Here is a 17681-nt window from a genome sequence, read left to right as displayed (position 1 = left end):
GTAGAGAAAACGACGTTTTTTCTACAAGCCTTTTTTGTTTTCTGCTGTTTCTTTAGTTGTTCAGCGGATTTCAAAAACTGAAAAAGAGCTCCCACATACCTAGCCCTGCTTGGCTAGGTATGTGGCAATCTTCTTCATGTTCTGGCATGCGGCTGTGAGGAGAACTTGTTCACTCACATTCCGTTTTCCCCTCAACCTGCAATAGCGAAGCCCATGCAGCTGTTTTGAATCTGCAAAGCTTCGCTCTATTTTTTCTTTTCTTTTTTTATAGAGGGTTTTCCCTGAAACAGACAAACGATTTTGTCTGATCTTTTCTTTATGGTCCTCCCATACATGACGGGTGATGACCTTCTGGCGGTTCTTTGATCTTGTGCATTGCGCAAGCAATGGGCACGCGGAACAGGTTTCAGGATTTGATTTATATGACCGGTAGCCTTTTCGGTCAGTTGTTGAGTATGTAAGTACCTGCTGGTTCGGGCAAATGTAACTGTCTTGTTCACTGTCATAATGAAACTTCCATTTTGGAAACAAACCTCTAGTAGGGTGATATCGTCTATGCGCAATAACGCCAAAAATATGGCGGTCGGCTAACCCTTTACAGATCGGAGTCGTTAAATAACCAGAATCAAGAGCGACGGCTTCTACTTCAAAATGAAATCGTGCAATTTGGTGATCTAATCGGTCAAGATAAGGCACAGAATCATGGACATTTCCAGGCGTAACATAGGCGTCGGTGATAATGTTATGTTTCATATCCGTTGTTCGGTGATCTAAGTAAAAGAAACCCTCCGGTTTTTTCGCGATACATATAACCACTTTCCGGATCAGTGGTACTGTGGCGGATCTCTTTTTCAGCTTTCACCTCCTCTTTGGCCGGTAATGGCTTTTTTCCGTGCTCCTCTCGATCTTCTTGAATGGCTTCATTTAAATCTTTGATATAGTTTTGTGTATCCTGTTCAATCGTTTTTCTTGTGTATTTGTGCTTGTTGGCATTGGCTTTCAGATGAGTTGAATCAGTGAAAAGGACACGTCCGCCCACCATATCATGATTGATGGCCTGAAGAACGATCTCATCAAAAATGTCTTGGAAAATCGTTGTATCTTTAAAGCGTGTACGTCTGTTCCAGCTGATGGTGGAGTGGTGCGGAACTGGGTCATTGATATTCAGGCCCAAAAACCATCTGTACGCCATATTGTAATAAATTTCTTTTTCAAGCTGTCTCTCTGAACGGATACCGTAGAGGTAGCCGATAAACATCATTTTGAATAAAATCAGCGGGTCGAGTGAGGGGCGGCCTTTGTTTTCGCTATAGTAAGGCTTAACCTTTTCAATGATAAAAGAGAAGTCTATGTGTTTATCAATTTTTCGAAGCAAATGATCCTCTTCGACGAGTTGGTCAAGCAGAACAAATTCGGCTGCGTTTTGAGAAGAATTTCTTGTGTGGAACATAAGAAAGACACCATCCTTTTTAGTCTTTCTTTTATTTTATTACACGAGAATGGTTATTTTAAGGAAAAATAAAGGCTGTCGAGATTTTCTCGACAGCCTGAGCACCTGAGAATATCAGGTGCTTTTCGCTTTCAGCTTATTCAAATAATCAATCGCGTCCTGAATCTTATCAACAGGCACAATCTTCATATCTGAATCAATATCTTTTGCTGTTTTTACTGCGTTTTTATAATCGGAATTGCTGGCGCCGTTTTGATTTGGCGCGAAGAAAATGTCTTTTCCGGCTTTGTCTGCGGCGACGACTTTTTGATCAATGCCGCCGATCGGGCCTACTGTTCCGTCAACATCAATCGTACCGGTTCCCGCAATATCGTAGCCTTTTGTCTCGTCTGGTTTTGTCAGCTGATTATAGATTTCAAGAGACATCATTAACCCTGCTGACGGGCCGCCGATATTTTCGATTTCAAAATCAATATCAGGCTCCACTTTGACGTTTCTGTCCGTATAGAGCGAAACGCCGATTCCTGCACGATCCGGCTCATCAGGAAATTGTTTTAATGTAAGGGTGACACGCTTTTCTTTTTCTTCTCTTTCGATTTTCAACCGTACTTTATCTCCCGCGTTTTTGCTGCTGGTATAATCAATCAGCTTTTCAGCAGACTGATAGTTTTTGCCGTCTGCACCGATGATTTTATCACCGACTTCTATTTTCCCTTTTGCAGGCATGTTTTCTACAACTGAGCTGGCGTATATGCCGTTAAACGAATAGCTGACTTTTTTTCCTGCCTTTTGATAGGCGGCTATAACCGCGTTTTCTTGCGAGCTCTGCATCATTTGGAGCTGCCTTTTCATATACTCCTTATCTGATTCCCCTTCTTCCTTGATGCTTTCATCAGGAACAATTTCATAATAAGGGTGCATCTTTGCCCACACATATGTAAACGGATTAGCCGGCCCCACTTTGACAGTCATTAACGACAGACTCCCCGTTTCCGGATAGCCTCCCTCCACTTTTATCAGTGAAGCAAGCTCTGTCGCTTCTCCCGGTTTTGTAATATAGTATGGAAGTTTTATAAATGATAAAACGGCAATCAGAATGAGGATGACAAGCATCCAGCTAAAATGTTTTTTACGAAGCAAATTATGAGCCCTCCCAATTCTCTATTTCTTTTCTTATATTGCTGATCATTTGATTTGTCGCCTCCTCGCCTGCCGCTATCATTGCTTCAATATTGGCAAACGAGCTTGAGCTGTATGTTTCAAGAGAAGGGCGAATCATGATATCCGCGGCGATCGTCTGATGCCGCACCAATTCATTTTGCAGTATATCCATACTTTGCATAATCACATCAAAAATATGCCCCGCCGTTTCGGTTTTTCGAACTCTGGAGACATCTGAAGCGATGATAACATCAGCCCCCATGTCTTTGACAACCGAAACCGGAATTCGGTCGACGACCGCGCCGTCCACAAGCAGCCGCCCGTCCAGCTTCTGCGGAATAAAGATACCCGGTATGCTGATGCTGGCCCGCACCGCATCTGACACCGAACCCTTTCGGAACACAATCTTTTCTCCTGTCTGTAAATCACACGCAACAATGCCCAGCGGGATTTGAAGCTCTTCGATCGGTTTTCCGAATGTATAAGCATGCACAAGCTGCCTGACGCGATCGCCTTTTAAAAAACCGAGTCTTGGAACTGTATAATCAGCATAAAGCCGACGTTTAAAGGCTTTAGCGACTTTTTTCATCGTGGCTACGTCATGGCCGGCTGCATAGAAACTGCCTACCAAAGCGCCCATGCTGCTCCCGGCAATCATATCCACTTTAATGTGATGCTTATGTAAACTGGAGAGCACACCGAGATGAGCGAGCCCTCTGGCCCCTCCCGATCCTAACGCCAAGCCGATTTTAGGTTTAGCCAACGCGTTAACCTCCTGCCTGAATTCCCTGTATACCGAATTCTATGGTCTAAACTGAACCCCTATGCTCGTATATTAGTACAAAGATTCAAGAGGACAGGTACTGCTTGGCCGTTTCGTGTCATACATATTTTATCATGATATTCATGTTATTGGGTATTTTTAGCATCGGGGAGGTAAGAATGAACTTGTCGAAGATTCATACACTTTTAATTGCTTCGTTTTTTCTTTTTTTAACAGCGACTGTCATCTCACATCCACAGGCTTCATTCGAAGCCTCTAAAACCGGGCTTTCTATGTGGTGGGAGGTTGTGTTTCCGTCATTGCTGCCATTTTTTATTCTGTCTGAACTCTTAATCGGTTTTGGCATTGTGCGGTTTGTCGGTGTATTGCTTGAACCTTTTATGCGGCCGATCTTCCGGGTGCCGGGTGTCGGCGGCTTCGTTCTTGCAATGGGGATGGCATCAGGAAATCCGGCGGGAGCTAAACTCACTGCCCGTCTTCGGCAGGAAAAACAGATTTCAAGAGTAGAAGCAGAACGGCTTGCGTCGTTTACCAACTCTTCAAATCCGCTCTTTATTTTTGGCGCTGTTGCCGTCGGTTTCTTTCAAAACGCGTCATTGGGCATTTTATTAGCCGCTGCACACTATTTGGGGAATCTGGCTGTCGGTTTAACGATGCGTTCATATGGACGCAAGGAAGAGCAGCACCTCAGAGGAAAAAATACAATACCTTTTCCTTCGATCAAAGATGCCTTGCACGCTCTGCATACCGCCAGACTTGCGGAAAAACGGCCTTTGGGCAAAATTTTAGGCGATGCCGTAACCTCTTCTGTTCAAACCCTTCTTATGGTGGGCGGGTTTATTATTTTGTTTTCTGTCTTTAACAGGCTGTTATCCGTGGTGCAGCTGACTGATATTCTGTCTGTATTCACAAAAGGCGCGCTGACCTTGTTTCAGCTTCCGGCTCAACTGGACATCCCTCTATTATCAGGAATGTTTGAAATCACATTAGGAAGCAAACTTGTCAGCGAGACAGACGTTACTCTTCTGCAAAAAGCCATTATCGTCAGCTTTATTCTCGGGTTTAGCGGCTTTTCCGTTCAAGCTCAGGTGGCAGGTATTTTATCGGAAACCGATATCAGATTTAAACCATTTTTTATCGCGCGTTTGCTGCAGGGCGTGTATGCCGCTGTCTTCGTCATGCTTTTATGGAAGCCTCTATACATGGCATGGAATGACCCGTATCAGAATGTGTTCAAATCCCTTCATAGCGGCGAAATGCCAACAGCACTGATAAACGGCTGGAATCTGCTTGTACAAATTGGACCTGCTGTCACATTATGCGCGCTGTTTACGTACATTATCATTTTTACTTACAGACTGACAAACGGCACAAAAAAAGGATGAGTCCAACCCCCCTCATCCTTGTCTGAATTTTTGCTGAAGCGCCAGCTCTACTTCCGGCGGCACAAATTCTGATACAGAGCCATTGTATTTTGCCACTTCTTTGACGATGCTTGAACTTAAAAACGAATATTGATTGTTTGTCATCATAAAAAACGTCTCAATGGATTCATCAAGCACACGGTTAACAGATGTCCCCTGCATCTCATATTCAAAATCAGACACTGCTCTCAAACCTCTTAAAATCGCTTTCGCATTTTTTCGTTTGGCATAATCAATTAACAGTCCTTGCGACGTTTCAACTGTTATATTCGGAATGTCCTTTGTCACTTCTCTCAGAAGCTCACACCGCTCTTCAACACTAAACAAAGGTTTTTTTGAAGAGTTATTCAATACACACACATACACTTGTTCAAAAATATGCGCCCCGCGTCTGATAATGTCCAGATGCCCGTAGGTCACCGGATCAAAACTGCCGGGACAGACAGCTATACTCGCCACATCACTACCCCCTCTTTTTATAAATCGCTACACCTGTTAGCCCATAGATTTCTTTTCTTGTCATGACAAGATTTCCTACGGTTTCGGGAAGCTCGACCTCTCTGTCATGTTCAGCAACGATAAAGCCGCCGTCTTCCAGCATATGATATTCATCAATCAACGTTAAAAGCGCTTTCAGTCTTTGTTCCTTATATGGCGGATCAAGAAAAATTCCCCGAAAGCCGGTTTCTCTTTTTGCAGCAGCTTGCAAAGCCCGTTCCGCATCATTGCGGTATACCTGTGCGTGTTTTGTAAGCTCCAGCGATTTTAAGTTTGATTTGACCGTTTGAATTGCTTTAAAATCACGGTCAACGAATATGCAATGCTCAAACCCTCGTGAAAGCGCTTCGATTCCAAGACCTCCACTTCCCGCGAATAAGTCCAGTCCCCTGCCCCCGTCAAAATAAGGGCCGATCATATTGAAAATGGATTCCTTCACTTTATCGGTTGTCGGTCTTGTTGACGTTCCCGGGACAGCCTTTAGTGAACGGCCTTTTTTTGATCCAGAAATTACTCTCATGTTCCACACCACTTTTTCTAAAAGCTATTTTGTTTTCTTATCCGGCCGGACGCCGCTATGTACATAGAAAAAAATCAACCCTATCTTAACATAAAGCATTCTTTCAAACAATGAACGCTAATCTTGATCAAACATGTGTATAGGCAGGTTGATCCTTGTCCATACTATAAGCAACAGCATCTAGAGGATGTTGTTGCCAACCGCGGAGAAGACTTACGTTTCCCCATAAGTTCTTCCTCCGGTTTCTCCTCTCCCTTTGCCTTCTCCTTAACTTGTTAAGGAATAGAAGGACCCCGCAGAAGTCTGCGGGGATTTTTTTTATACTGCTATATGCCGATTTTATAATCGTATTCCTTCGCTTTATCAAGCTTTGACTCAAATTCCAATTTTAAAAACGGTTTATAAGAAGGCTCCACTTTCTTTACAAATGAGTAAGATGCGATCTTTTCCATTGTTTTTTCAATTTGGTTCATATCGCAATATAGGACGACATATTTTAAGCGTTTTGATACATAGTGCACATTTCCGAACTTCCTCAGCATTTTGCTTTGTTTTAGGGAATGCAGATACACAATCATGCCCTGGCGCCTATTCTCCAATACAATCACCTGCCTGATTTCTCTTATATGTAAAGACGAGACGGCCAGTCTCGTCAGGACACTTTACATCCGCAGCTTCCGCCTGAACCGCAGCCGCCTCCGCATGAAGACAAACCGTCAAAATAAGGGTTCCCAGTCGGCACTTTCACATGCTCTGAAACAGCTGTTCCAATCTCGACGCTGACCTCATCAAGAATAGACTGGAGTTCATTTTCAGCTCTCTTAAAGTCAGCCACCTTATTGTTCAGGTCCAGCTCCCGCTTGATCTCCCTCATTTTCCGGGATATTTCTCTATAGTCAGGATGATATTTGCCAAAACGCTGTACATCCTCATACTGCTCTTTTATTTTGATAAAAGAACGAATAATCCGCCCTGCCTCTTCATCTTCTTGGAGACGCTTGTAACAATTGCGGTAGTTCTCAGCCGTCTCCGACTGCAGAATCATCTCGGCAAGCTGCTGAGCTTCACTTTGAAGCCGCACGGATTCCATCGTCGCATACATAGCACGCACCTCCAGTTGTTAGTTTACCACGAAACCAGCCAATTGGAAAATGCTTAATCCGCAGCCCGAAAACAATCTGTCTCTCTGCATTTACATCATGAAAAAAGACCCTATTTCAGGCCTTTTAATCTTTTGTCCGCATCGCTTGAAACATTTGCATCATCATTTGCGCCATTTGAATCCCGTTTGTAAATTGATTCACCCTGTGCGGTATGGTTTTTTCATAAAAGTTCATCATCTCAAGCTGAAAGGAGGACAGATCATCCGGTTTCCTCGAAAGCCTGCGGTACCATATCGGCTGTTCTCTGATGAATCGTTTCCGTTGTTCGTTGGCTAGAATAAATTCCTGAACCTCTTTGCGCATACGAGTTCCCCTTTTTTAATCCTTTCGAAATGAAAAAGGATGCTGTCCTGATCCTGGCTGAGATTGGTTCTGGCCGCTCCCGGAAAATGTATGAAGAAGACTTTGCAGTGATGAAATTGACTGGCTCATTTTATTGATTTGTTCGTTCATTTGATTGACATCCATTTTTTTCACCGCTGTCACCATTTTAGAGACAAAATCATTTTTTTCCGATGTTTCCGGCACAGATTTGGCAGATTCTTCCGGTTCCCGATATGGATCCCAGATCGGGTCGCCCTCCCCGAAAAGGACCCAATTTTCATAGACGTCCTGCCAGCTTCTTTGTTCTTTACGCACTTCTTTTATCAGCTTGGGATGCTTTTTGACGAATTGTTTAAAGTCGTTGATTGAATGATTGGCATGTTGATTCGCCACAATCCTCACCCCCTCAGAAAATCGATACCTACTACAATGTATCGTTTTGCGAGGCATTGTGTTCGCCTATATTCATTCACAGAATGAATTTTTAGCTTTTCTCGATACACTCATGAAAAAGCCTTATTGAAGGATGCATTCAGATCAACAAGCCTTTGAAATTAGAAAAGCCGCGGAACCATTTGGCCGCGGCTTTTCATTACCATCGCTTAATAAAATTTTGAGTGTAATATTTCCGGTCTACTCCGACACCTAGATGCGTATAATCTGCATTTAGAAGCGCTTTTCGATGGCCTTCACTATTGAGCCAGCCTTCTACAGCGGCCGGACCGTCCACATAATTGTATGCGATATTTTCCCCCGCTTGCTGAAAGTCAACATTCCCTTTTTCTAATCGGTCTTTCAATGTCCCGTGTTTTTTAGAAACATGGGAGAAATAGTTATTGTCCTTCATATCCTCGCTATGCCCAAAAGCCACTTCTGCCGTCGGCTGGTCCCACTCAAGCTTCGCAAGCCCATGCTTGACACGTATCACATTCGTCAGATCAAATATTTGCTTTTCACTCGTCGTTTGGATCTTTTTCCACTTATCATCTGAAACAGCTTCTGGTTTCATTAATTCACCGCGGTATACAACCTCATAAGGCCTTTGCTTGACAAAGGTTTGCGCATCAAATGCCCTGATGCTGGATAGCTTCCCCTCAAATTTGTCCATATACAGCTGGACATACATTTTTCCTATCTTTACAGTCGGCCTTGTATTGATATCCTCTTCAGAAAACTCAAAACGATAGGAATTTCCTTTATACTCTACATTCACAAACGGTGCAACCTGAGTCGTCTTGAATACTTCTCCGGTTGATTCGCCAATTTTGAATGGCTTTGCGTTAATATCATTCCCAGCTGCAAATAATGTGACTACTTTATGATTTAATACTCCGATTTGGACATACTGGTCCTTTCCTTGACTGTAAATCCACCAATTGTAGTCATAAGCGGAAGGGTCAATGCGTTCAGGTTCCCCAAGCTTTTTCGTTACTTCTTCGGCGGACTTGCCCATAAAGGACAATAACCCTGATGTCGGCATATGTATTCGTTTGCCGCTTTGCGCTTCCTCATTAGACACCTGAGGTTCACTGTCATTTGATTTTTTTTCAGGAGAAGCTCCATATTGAATAAACAGAACATAAGTTCCGCAGATAATCAAGAGGACAACCATTGCTCTCAATATATTTTTCAATCTATCACCCCCGTGCCATCACGTGTCTTGCCTTACATCTCATTACAATACAGCCTATTTAACATGTCAAAGATTTATGTGTTAATGAAAAAAGCCTTCTCTTCTGTCATCACCCTCGGATATATCCGATAGGGCGGTGCCTGCACGTTCATTCGTTTGCTCAGATAAAGATAGATCACCAAGCGTGACGATTCCAGTCAGCTTTTTGTTTTTTGTAACAGGTATCCTTCTGAGCTGATGTGATGCCATCAAATGAAGAACCTCATCAACTGAAGCATCTTCCTCCACACTGACAGGTTTTTCGGTCATCGCGTCAGTGATTTTTTGCGAGTTCGGTTTTTTTATCGCGATCCCTCTTAACACGAGATCACGGTCGGTCACGATGCCAACAAGTGTTTCTCCATCCTTATCAACTACCGGAACCGCACCTATATTCGCGTCCTTCATCTTCACTGCAGCTTCATATACATTATCTAATACCGTGCAATATTGCAAGTCGGCTGTCATCAGATCTTTTATTTTTGTCATCCGTATAACCTCCTTTAGTCTAGTGCTATTGTCGTCAAAATTTATTTTTTGCATACTTTCAAAGGAAGAAGATCCATTGAAAGTTTAACGCTTTCATACTATGATTGTCAGGAAAGGTAAATTTTATAAGGAGGGGTCAGTGTTGAAGTTTACTGAAAGCGGGCTTGAAGGGGTAAAGGCTGAGCTCAGCTGGCTAGACGACTTGATGGAAAGCAAAGGTCTCATCAGAGCGGGTCAATGGGATTATGAAAGAGTCACCTATGACAGAAAGTTTTCGACGATTGAGGGTACGTTTTACCTGCGGATACCGGGCATTGCGGCTGAGGGCGATGTAGGAAGCGGCCGCGCCGTGATTCAATTAATGTCCCCTCTCTTAGGCAAGCATTACTACCCGCACGGCGTAGAATATGGAGAAACGGAATTGTTCCCTGTACAGGTTGTAACAAAAAGCAAGGCACTGATTCAGGACATAACCGACACGCTAAAAACAGTTCAAATGTAATGAAAAGGTACAGCATCTTCTGCTGTACCTTTTATGATATGGTCTGCTGAATATACGGCGGTTCTTCCTGCCCGTCCTTTTCTCTTTCTTTCTTCACCCATTGGAAAAAAACAATCGCCAAAAAAGTGCCGTATACAATTTCCTGAATGATTTTCATCATGACTGCTCCGAGCTGCTGATCCTCCAACAAAGGGAGTGTATTGAACATCTCTGGTCCTGTTAATGGGATCTGCCCCATCATATCCGCAGGCACACAAAGCTTCATTGCTTCAGCCCACGCAGATGGATCTGTATAGGTGGCATATAACGGCGCACCGCTGAACATGATCAGCGCGCAAGCTGGCGTAAGCAGCATACCGTCCGCCATAATATATCCCAGTTTCATCAAGCCGCTGAGCTGCCGAAGGCGCTCTACCTTATGAACAAGCGGCCACCACATGAAAAACGCCAGCACAAAGATAAGCCAAGTCATTACCGTATGATAAAACGGGTCCGTTTTGACAGTATCAAAAATAAGCGGAACATGATATAAAGAAAAAATGCCGTTAAACAAAAGCAAAGCAATTAAAGGCGTCGTAAAAAATGAAAAAACCGGTTTAATGGCAGGCCTGAAAATGATTTTTTCCCAGAGCCATGCGGGAATTCCCGCAATCAATAATGGCGGGACGACCAAATACAGGACAGCCATTTGCACCATATGAGCGCTGAACATAATGTGTCCGAGCAGATCTACCGGACTCCCCTCCGCTGCATATAAAAACAGCATCGCCGATAGAAAGCACACCATCTCTTTACCTGTTATCCGTTCTGGCTTTGAAAACATTCGCCAGTAAAAATAGAGATAAAGCACCGTAATGCCCAACAGGATACAAAAAAGATAAGGGCTCCACATCGCGCGAAACCCAAACACGTCTAACTGATCCATTATTTCACCTCCGGCGGCTGTTCACATTACCACCATATAATTGTGACAAACGCAAGCACAGTGATGAACGCGACAAACATGCCTGAATACAAAAACAGTGCCGGCGCTTCATGCCCTTTTTGATTCATATGCATGAAATAATAAAGCTGGAAGATGACTTGAATCGCAGCTAGCAGAATAATGAAAGGAATTGTAAACCAGCTGCCGATGCCATCCGTTGCCACAGTCAGAAAGGCCACAATCGTAAGGCCGATCATTAAGCCAAAAGACAGAACCTGATATTTCATCTCCTGAGCGTGCTTCTTTTTCTTAAATTCAAGGCCGCTGTTGATATGCCTTCTGCTTTTTTTACCGACCATGTTTATCCCACCATCCCCATTAAATATACAACGGTAAAGATGAAGACCCACACGACATCAATAAAGTGCCAATAAAGACTTGCAACATAAAACTTAGGCGCCGTATACAGGTTTAGTCCCCTTTTGGCATTGCGGATCATCAGGGTGCTGATCCACATAAGCCCAAATGCCACGTGGGCGCCGTGTGTGCCGACAAGCGTGTAAAACGCGGAACCGAGCGCAGAGCTTGTGATCGTAAAGCCAAACTCATGGGTGTAATGCTTAAATTCATAGATTTCAAGTCCTAAAAATCCCGCCCCCAATAAGAGCGTAATTCCCAGCCAAAGCTGCATTTTTCCGAATGAAAAGTTCTTCATGTGGTACATCGCGTACACACTCGTTAAACTGCTCGTTAATAAGAGCATTGTGGCGATAAACACAAGCGTCACATCAAACATTTCCGTCGTAGGCGGGTCACCGGCGTTTGAATTCCGGAGTGCGAGAAACGTGGCGAAGAGAGACGCGAACAAAACTGTCTCTCCCCCAAGAAAAAGCCAAAAGCCTAAAAATTTATTTTTCCCTTCCAGTGTTACTTTTTCGGGAGAAGCTGGAAAGGTTTCCGCGGTGAATTTTTCTTCAATTTGCATTATGCCTTCACCCCTTTATCATCGTTCGGAAGTTCCTCTTTATGAATATGATAGCCGTGATCATCAATGACTGAGCGAAGCAGCATCGTGATAAATGTGATGCCGAGCCCGATAAAGATCACCGGCAGCCCCCAAGCGTAATCGGTTCTGTACAGCAGCCCGAACGCTGCGACAAAGAGGCCAAAGGAAATGATGAACGGCAGGATTGAGCCGTTTGGCATATGAATATCATCAACCGGTTCAGCCGGCGTCATTGATTTGTGTCCTGCCTGCTTCTCGATCCAAAACGGATCAAGCCCTCTGACAAAAGGAAGCTGTTTAAAATTATACTCAGGCGGCGGTGAAGAAACGGTCCATTCAAGCGTACGTCCGTCCTGCCATGGATCAGCTCCGACATATTCTCCTTTTACCGATGTCCAAATGACATTGACCAGCAGAAGAATAACTGCTGCCGCCATAAAAAACGCCCCGATTGTACTGATCAAGTTGCCTGTTTCAAGACCCTGGTCCGGCAAAAATGTATAAACCCGGCGCGGCATCCCCATTAATCCGACAAAATGCTGAATGAAAAACGTGAGGTGAAAGCCGATAAAAAACAATACAAATGAAATTTTCCCCATCGTCTCATGCAGAATTTTACCGAACATTTTCGGCCACCAAAAATGAACACCGGCTAAAAGGCCGAATACCACTCCGCCAATAATGACATAGTGGAAATGCGCCACCACAAAATACGTATCATGGAACTGATAGTCAGCAGCAGCGGCTGCCAGCATGACTCCCGTCACACCGCCGAGCACGAAGGACGGTATAAATGAGACGGCATACAGCATCGCGGTCGTATACTTTACATTTCCTCCCCAAATCGTCAATAGCCAGTTGAAAATTTTAATCCCGGTCGGAATCGCGATAGCCATTGTGGCAACTGCAAAAATCGCATTTGCAATCGGTCCGAGACCTGTCGTAAACATGTGGTGCACCCAAACCATAAAGCCCAGAAAGCCAATGAGCACGATGGCAAAAACCATTGATGAATACCCAAACAAACGCTTTCTGGCAAACACAGGGATGACCTCTGAAAAAATACCGAATGCAGGCAAAATTAAGATATAAACCTCGGGATGGCCAAAAATCCAAAATAAATGCTCCCAAATGACCGTATTCCCGCCAAGCTCCGGATTAAAGAAGTTGGTGCCGAACAGCCGATCCAGCATCATCAGAGCCAATCCGGCCGTCAGCGGCGGAAAGGCAAACAAAATCAATGCCGAAGCCACAAATGTCGTCCAAGTAAACAAAGGCAGCCTCATGTACGTCATGCCAGGAGCCCTCATGTTAATAATCGTAGCCAAAAAGTTAATCCCTGCTATCAGCGTCCCGAGCCCCGATATTTGCAGTCCGAGGACGAAAAAGTCTATGCCGTGCCCTTCCGAATGAAGCGAAAGTGAAGCGTATGATGTCCAGCCCGCGTCTGGCGCTCCGCCCAAAAACCAGCTTAGATTTAAGAAAATGCCTCCGAAAAAGAAGAGCCAAAAACCAAGCGAGTTTAAAAATGGAAACGAAACGTCCCGAGCCCCAATCTGCAAAGGCACGACCGCATTCATCAAGGCAAATAAAAGCGGCATCGCAGCCAGAAAGATCATCGTTGTCCCGTGCATTGTCATGACTTCATTGTACGCTTGAGCACTGAGAAAAGCATTTTCCGGCTTTGCAAGCTGGATTCTGATAAACATCGCTTCTATTCCCCCGACAAGAAAGAAGAATCCCCCGGCGATTAAGTAAAGAATCGCGATTTTTTTATGGTCCACCGTCGTCAAATAATCCCAAAGTATAGATCCGCGCGTCCGCTTTTCTGTAAGCGCATTCAACATATGTGACCTCCCCCAATATCTCCCTTTCTTCCCTACTTGCTTTCCGTTTTTAAGCCTTTTAAGTATTCATAAAGCGCATCTGTTTCACTGTCTGAGAGCTTCGGATAAGTTCCTGTCATTTTGTTCCCCGGTTTTATGCTCTCAGGATCCTTGAGCCAAGCTTTCACATTTTCTTCGTTGGCGTCTTTCACCCCTGCCACTTTTGCCCTTTCACCGAAGGTCGCTAAGTTGGGAGCCGTTCTTGCTGCTTCTGCCCGCTTATCATTCGGCTCAACGGCATGGCAGCTCAGGCAGTTCTTCTCTTTAAACAGTTCTTCGCCCTGCTTAGCCAAATCACTCTCTGCTGTAGACTTATAGTTTTTCATTTCTTTTGTCCAGCCCTGAAATTCTTTTGCAGACATCGTTTTCACCTTAAAATCCATCAGCGCGTGTGAAGGGCCGCAAAGCTCTGCACACTTCCCAAAAAACATATCTCCTGCCTCTTTGCTTCTTTTTGAATCAAATGTCAGGAAAAACTTATTTTCGTTTTCCGTATTCGTATCAAGTTTTCCTCCAACTGAAGGAATCCAGAAGGAATGTTTGACATCTGAGGCTTTTAAATTAAAATATACACGCTGGTCTGTCGGCACAATCAGCTCCTGGCTTGTGATAATGCCGTAATCAGGGTATTCAAACTCCCACCAGTATAAATTTGCCCGGACATTGACTACAAGCGCATCCTCAGCTTTGCGGCTTTTCTTATCCATTGGTGATGTATCCGCAAGCTCTAGCGTATATAGTACGACAGGGATCACAAGAATAATGAGCAGCAAAATCGGGATCACAGTCCATGTGATTTCTAAAAATTTGTTCCCCTCTACCTGTTTCGGTATCGTGTTCTCACCGACCCGTGATCTTCTGAATCTCACAATCACATAAAAGAAGATAACAGATACTACTGCAACAACAACCACCATAATCAATGTACTGAGCACCGTCAGGTCATACTGTTTATCAGCCACCTCGCCAGCAGGCTTGAGCGTGGATAAAAAAGGTTTTCCACATCCGCTTAATAGAAGCGGCACTAAGGCTAATAATGAAATAAGACGCCAATGCTTTACCATTTCACCCAACCCCTTTTCTGGTCAATACAAAGGCGGAGAGCAGACTCGCAATCCAGCCTATCACCAATAAAGCACTTACATTTCCTCTTCTCTTAAATTATGAGTTTTTTTACTCAAAATGCCATCTATGTATAAAAGTAAAGCCGCCTGATGAAGGAAAAGGTCAAGGCGGCATTTACTAGTTGTCATCGATTATTTTGAAGCGATAAAACAAACAATGTATCTATTTTTTTAGAAAAGAGTCAAGACAACCATGGCAACGAAATAGATTGTCATGTAATTAAGCGAGTAAATGAACATCTGCGTTGCCCACTTCATGATATTTTTGGTGCGGAGGCCCATCAAGCCTAGAATCAGCCAGCCGATATTTAACAGCAAGCCGAGGATGACAATCGGAAGGCCCAGACTTCCAAGGAAAAACGGAAGCGGCATCAGGCACGCAACCCACACAATTATTTGTCTTTTTGTCACTTCAAATCCGTATACGACAGGAAGCATCGGAATATTTGCAGCTCTGTAATCCTCAGTTTTCTTAATAGCCAATGCTAAGAAATGAGGAATCTGCCAAATAAATAAAATCATGAATAATACCCATGCGACGACACCGATATGCCCTTCCACTGCCGTCCATCCAATAAGCGGCGGGACTGCACCGGAAACACTTCCTACTACTGTGTTAATGGTATAGCGGCGTTTCGTCCACATTGTATATAATACAACATACGTAAAGACTCCGATAAAACCGATAACAGCAGCCATGACAGTTGTCATCAGCAGCATGATCAATCCTAAAGCAACCAGCAAAATTCCAGACCATAACGCTTGAATCGGCTGAATTTTACCCGTAACCGTCGGTCTTACTTTCGTGCGCTCCATAAGATGATCAATATCCCGGTCATACCAGTTATTGATCGCGCAGGAGCCCGCAATAATCAAAGATGACCCGATTAATGTAAGAAGAACGGTGTTTATATTGCCTAAAAAACTCAAACCGGAGATATGCAGCGCAAGCCACATTCCAGTAAAAGTCGTGATGAGATTGGAATTGACGATCCCTATTTTAATAAGGGACAGAAAATCTTTCCATGCCGTTGTTTCTTCAATTTGTCCGTCTATAGCTGTATCATTTATGATTCTGGAGTTAGCCATAACGTAAACCTCCCTTACAAACCTAACGCAGGACAATAAAAAGCCTGCAACTCTATCATACAAGATAACCTCTTGTAAAAAAACATCCTATTAAATATTAAACGACAAACAGGAATTTATTTGTGAACTTTTTATGAATTTTACCGAAGATAAAGGCAATCGCCAAATCCCCAGTCCGTTTACCTTATTTCTATCAGACCCGGCATGAATAATCAAGGGTACATTTTCCGGAAGCCGCCATTCTATTATATTTTTGTGAACAAAAGGCTCTAAGAATTGCCTCGAAACACATATTCGCTTACACTTGGAACGTATATAAAATTGCAGCATGTTAAGAAGGTGAATTGTATGAATAAAGCATTAAAAGGGCTCGGTGTTCTGACAACTTTTGTCATGCTCATTGTTTTAATCGGAGGAGCTCTCGTTACAAAAACAGGTTCCGGCCAAGGATGCGGCAGACAGTGGCCGCTGTGTCACGGCCGTTTTTTCCCTGAAATGAATCCTGCTTCAATTATTGAATGGAGCCACAGATTCGCAAGCGGGATCTCTATTATCCTTGTGTTAAGCCTTGCGTTTTGGTCATGGAGAAAAATCACGCCGATTTTCCGTGAAACAACGTTTCTCGCGATCATGTCTATTATCTTTTTATTTCTCCAGGCACTGCTTGGCGCATTGGCTGTCGTATTCGGTTCAAACGCGCTGATTATGGCGCTTCACTTTGGCATCTCATTAATATCTTTCGCTTCAGTGCTCATTTTGACGTTGCTCATATTTGAAGCTGACAAATCGGTCAGAAAACTGGTCAAACCGCTTAAAATCGGCAAAAGAATGCAATTTCACATGATAGGAATATTAGTATATTCCTATATCGTTGTGTATACAGGCGCATATGTAAGACATACAGAATCAAGTTTGGCATGCCCGGATGTGCCGTTATGCAGCCCGCTAAACAATGGGCTCCCGACTCAATTTCATGAATGGGTGCAAATGGGCCACAGAGCAGCAGCTTTGCTGTTGGTTGTATGGATTATTGTGGCCGCTGTTCATGCCATTACTTCCTATAAAGATCAAAAACAGATCTTTTGGGGCTGGATCTCATGTCTTATTTTTATTACATTACAGGCGCTGTCCGGCATTATGATCGTATACTCTGAAATGGCTCTGGGCTTTGCACTTGCCCACTCATTCTTTATTGCCTGCCTGTTTGGAGTTCTATGTTACTTCATATTATTGATTGCACGGTTCCGTTACGAATCTAAACAATGATAAAGATTTCAGGCCAAAGCTCCCAATGCTTTGGTCTTTTTTATGCCATGTTTTTTGCCGTTTCATATGGCTCAATGGCAAGCCTCCGCTGAACTTGATGATCAATGAGCGGCTTGGGGTAATCCTCGCCGATGATGCAGGATGAACTCGCTTGAATTAGAGGCGCCATTTCCCATGGCTCGTGAAGAAATTCATCCGGAATATGTTTCAATTCAGGAATGTACCTTCTAATAAACAGCCCATCCGGATCAAACCTCTTCGATTGGGTGACAGGATTAAATATCCTGAAGTACGGAACAGCATCAGTCCCGACAGAAGCTGGCGGCTGCCATCGGCCAATGTTAGATGCAGATTTGTTTCACTCCGCTTTTCATCTAAAAAACAAGAGTGTATATCAA

21 protein-coding genes are annotated in these 17681 nt (G+C 43.8%); 3 read left to right on the top strand and 18 right to left on the bottom strand.

Features of this window, described 5'->3' with window-relative positions:
* Nucleotides 1-99 precede the first annotated feature (99 nt).
* The 3 genes from M1D98_RS07980 to M1D98_RS07970 all read right to left on the bottom strand — a co-directional run bounded on the left by M1D98_RS07980 (nucleotide 100) and on the right by M1D98_RS07970 (nucleotide 3374).
* A protein-coding gene (locus tag M1D98_RS07980; protein ID WP_456280171.1) for an IS1182 family transposase occupies nucleotides 100-1450 on the bottom strand; the annotation gives its coding sequence in 2 pieces (ribosomal slippage) (nucleotides 100-796 and nucleotides 795-1450; 1353 coding nt in all).
* Between the two features lie 114 nt (nucleotides 1451-1564).
* Nucleotides 1565-2590 (bottom strand): protease DdcP, encoded by a 1026-nt coding sequence (gene ddcP, locus M1D98_RS07975; protein ID WP_456280170.1) that lies wholly within the window; start codon nucleotides 2588-2590, stop codon nucleotides 1565-1567.
* Between the two features lies 1 nt (nucleotide 2591).
* Nucleotides 2592-3374 (bottom strand): patatin-like phospholipase family protein, encoded by a 783-nt coding sequence (locus M1D98_RS07970; protein ID WP_010328045.1) that lies wholly within the window; start codon nucleotides 3372-3374, stop codon nucleotides 2592-2594.
* Nucleotides 3375-3553: 179 nt separating this feature from the next.
* Between M1D98_RS07970 and spoVV the strand changes: the two genes are divergently transcribed.
* Nucleotides 3554-4780: a dipicolinic acid transporter SpoVV gene (gene spoVV / locus M1D98_RS07965; protein ID WP_456280169.1), complete on the top strand. Its 1227-nt coding sequence runs from the start codon at nucleotides 3554-3556 to the stop codon at nucleotides 4778-4780.
* 12 nt (nucleotides 4781-4792) lie between these two features.
* Here the strand turns inward: spoVV and coaD are convergent, their stop codons facing one another.
* From coaD to M1D98_RS07925, 8 genes are all read right to left on the bottom strand, one after another.
* On the bottom strand, nucleotides 4793-5278 hold the full coding sequence (gene coaD, locus M1D98_RS07960; RefSeq protein WP_010328043.1) for a pantetheine-phosphate adenylyltransferase: 486 nt from the start codon (nucleotides 5276-5278) through the stop codon (nucleotides 4793-4795).
* Nucleotides 5279-5282: 4 nt separating this feature from the next.
* Entirely contained in the window at nucleotides 5283-5837 is a 555-nt protein-coding gene (gene rsmD / locus M1D98_RS07955; RefSeq protein ID WP_435576705.1) for a 16S rRNA (guanine(966)-N(2))-methyltransferase RsmD, read from the bottom strand.
* A 326-nt stretch (nucleotides 5838-6163) separates the two neighbouring features.
* A complete protein-coding gene (locus M1D98_RS07950) occupies nucleotides 6164-6436 on the bottom strand; it encodes a YlbG family protein (protein ID WP_010328041.1) in 273 nt (90 codons plus the stop codon).
* Between the two features lie 53 nt (nucleotides 6437-6489).
* Nucleotides 6490-6939, bottom strand: coding sequence for a regulatory iron-sulfur-containing complex subunit RicF (gene ricF / locus M1D98_RS07945; RefSeq protein WP_010328040.1), 450 nt, complete (start codon nucleotides 6937-6939; stop codon nucleotides 6490-6492).
* Nucleotides 6940-7063: 124 nt separating this feature from the next.
* Nucleotides 7064-7303, bottom strand: coding sequence for a YlbE-like family protein (locus tag M1D98_RS07940; protein ID WP_010328409.1), 240 nt, complete (start codon nucleotides 7301-7303; stop codon nucleotides 7064-7066).
* Nucleotides 7304-7318: 15 nt separating this feature from the next.
* The gene (ylbD, locus tag M1D98_RS07935) at nucleotides 7319-7717 is read right to left on the bottom strand and encodes a YlbD family protein (protein ID WP_121642514.1); all 399 of its coding nucleotides are present in this window, start codon (nucleotides 7715-7717) and stop codon (nucleotides 7319-7321) included.
* Between the two features lie 199 nt (nucleotides 7718-7916).
* Nucleotides 7917-8957 (bottom strand): CAP domain-containing protein, encoded by a 1041-nt coding sequence (locus M1D98_RS07930; protein ID WP_121642513.1) that lies wholly within the window; start codon nucleotides 8955-8957, stop codon nucleotides 7917-7919.
* Between the two features lie 81 nt (nucleotides 8958-9038).
* Nucleotides 9039-9485 carry a CBS domain-containing protein gene (locus M1D98_RS07925; RefSeq protein ID WP_010328412.1) on the bottom strand — a complete coding sequence of 149 codons (447 nt, stop codon included), beginning with the start codon at nucleotides 9483-9485 and terminating at the stop codon, nucleotides 9039-9041.
* A gap of 139 nt (nucleotides 9486-9624) precedes the next feature.
* Here M1D98_RS07925 and M1D98_RS07920 point away from each other — a divergent pair, with 139 nt between their 5' ends.
* Nucleotides 9625-9987: a YugN family protein gene (locus M1D98_RS07920; RefSeq protein WP_082022516.1), complete on the top strand. Its 363-nt coding sequence runs from the start codon at nucleotides 9625-9627 to the stop codon at nucleotides 9985-9987.
* 31 nt (nucleotides 9988-10018) lie between these two features.
* Here M1D98_RS07920 and ctaG read toward each other — a convergent pair whose 3' ends face one another.
* The 6 genes from ctaG to cyoE form a co-directional block, all read right to left on the bottom strand.
* On the bottom strand, nucleotides 10019-10912 hold the full coding sequence (gene ctaG, locus M1D98_RS07915; RefSeq protein WP_268536286.1) for a cytochrome c oxidase assembly factor CtaG: 894 nt from the start codon (nucleotides 10910-10912) through the stop codon (nucleotides 10019-10021).
* A 26-nt stretch (nucleotides 10913-10938) separates the two neighbouring features.
* Entirely contained in the window at nucleotides 10939-11271 is a 333-nt protein-coding gene (ctaF, locus tag M1D98_RS07910) for a cytochrome c oxidase subunit IVB (protein ID WP_010328415.1), read from the bottom strand.
* Between the two features lie 2 nt (nucleotides 11272-11273).
* A complete protein-coding gene (gene ctaE / locus M1D98_RS07905; RefSeq protein WP_010328416.1) occupies nucleotides 11274-11897 on the bottom strand; it encodes a cytochrome c oxidase subunit III in 624 nt (207 codons plus the stop codon).
* Nucleotides 11897-13765, bottom strand: coding sequence for a cytochrome c oxidase subunit I (ctaD, locus tag M1D98_RS07900; protein WP_026014445.1), 1869 nt, complete (start codon nucleotides 13763-13765; stop codon nucleotides 11897-11899). Before ctaD ends, ctaE begins: the two co-directional genes overlap by 1 nt.
* A gap of 32 nt (nucleotides 13766-13797) precedes the next feature.
* On the bottom strand, nucleotides 13798-14868 hold the full coding sequence (coxB, locus tag M1D98_RS07895) for a cytochrome c oxidase subunit II (RefSeq protein ID WP_268538153.1): 1071 nt from the start codon (nucleotides 14866-14868) through the stop codon (nucleotides 13798-13800).
* A 231-nt stretch (nucleotides 14869-15099) separates the two neighbouring features.
* Nucleotides 15100-16017, bottom strand: coding sequence for a heme o synthase (cyoE, locus tag M1D98_RS07890; RefSeq protein ID WP_010328419.1), 918 nt, complete (start codon nucleotides 16015-16017; stop codon nucleotides 15100-15102).
* 348 nt (nucleotides 16018-16365) lie between these two features.
* Here cyoE and ctaA point away from each other — a divergent pair, with 348 nt between their 5' ends.
* Nucleotides 16366-17283, top strand: a complete 918-nt coding sequence (ctaA, locus tag M1D98_RS07885; protein WP_010328420.1) for a heme A synthase CtaA — start codon at nucleotides 16366-16368, stop codon at nucleotides 17281-17283.
* A gap of 40 nt (nucleotides 17284-17323) precedes the next feature.
* Here the strand turns inward: ctaA and M1D98_RS07880 are convergent, their stop codons facing one another.
* Nucleotides 17324-17623 (bottom strand): FAD-binding domain-containing protein, encoded by a 300-nt coding sequence (locus M1D98_RS07880; protein ID WP_082246293.1) that lies wholly within the window; start codon nucleotides 17621-17623, stop codon nucleotides 17324-17326.
* Between the last annotated feature and the right edge of the window lie 58 nt (nucleotides 17624-17681).

Source organism: Bacillus sp. K7, assembly GCF_053903245.1.
This window is presented reverse-complemented; position numbering and strand designations above follow the sequence as displayed.

Coding starts and splice junctions, on each gene's coding strand:
- rsmD (WP_435576705.1), bottom strand. CDS start 5,837: ATGAGAGTAATTTCTGGATCAAAAAAAGGCCGTTCACTAAAGGCTGTC.
- ctaF (WP_010328415.1), bottom strand. CDS start 11,271: ATGGTCGGTAAAAAAAGCAGAAGGCATATCAACAGCGGCCTTGAATTT.
- ctaA (WP_010328420.1), top strand. CDS start 16,366: ATGAATAAAGCATTAAAAGGGCTCGGTGTTCTGACAACTTTTGTCATG.
- M1D98_RS07925 (WP_010328412.1), bottom strand. CDS start 9,485: ATGACAAAAATAAAAGATCTGATGACAGCCGACTTGCAATATTGCACG.
- coxB (WP_268538153.1), bottom strand. CDS start 14,868: ATGGTAAAGCATTGGCGTCTTATTTCATTATTAGCCTTAGTGCCGCTT.
- ctaG (WP_268536286.1), bottom strand. CDS start 10,912: ATGGATCAGTTAGACGTGTTTGGGTTTCGCGCGATGTGGAGCCCTTAT.
- spoVV (WP_456280169.1), top strand. CDS start 3,554: ATGAACTTGTCGAAGATTCATACACTTTTAATTGCTTCGTTTTTTCTT.
- ctaD (WP_026014445.1), bottom strand. CDS start 13,765: ATGTTGAATGCGCTTACAGAAAAGCGGACGCGCGGATCTATACTTTGG.
- M1D98_RS07940 (WP_010328409.1), bottom strand. CDS start 7,303: ATGCGCAAAGAGGTTCAGGAATTTATTCTAGCCAACGAACAACGGAAA.
- ctaE (WP_010328416.1), bottom strand. CDS start 11,897: ATGCAAATTGAAGAAAAATTCACCGCGGAAACCTTTCCAGCTTCTCCC.
- cyoE (WP_010328419.1), bottom strand. CDS start 16,017: ATGGCTAACTCCAGAATCATAAATGATACAGCTATAGACGGACAAATT.
- ricF (WP_010328040.1), bottom strand. CDS start 6,939: ATGTATGCGACGATGGAATCCGTGCGGCTTCAAAGTGAAGCTCAGCAG.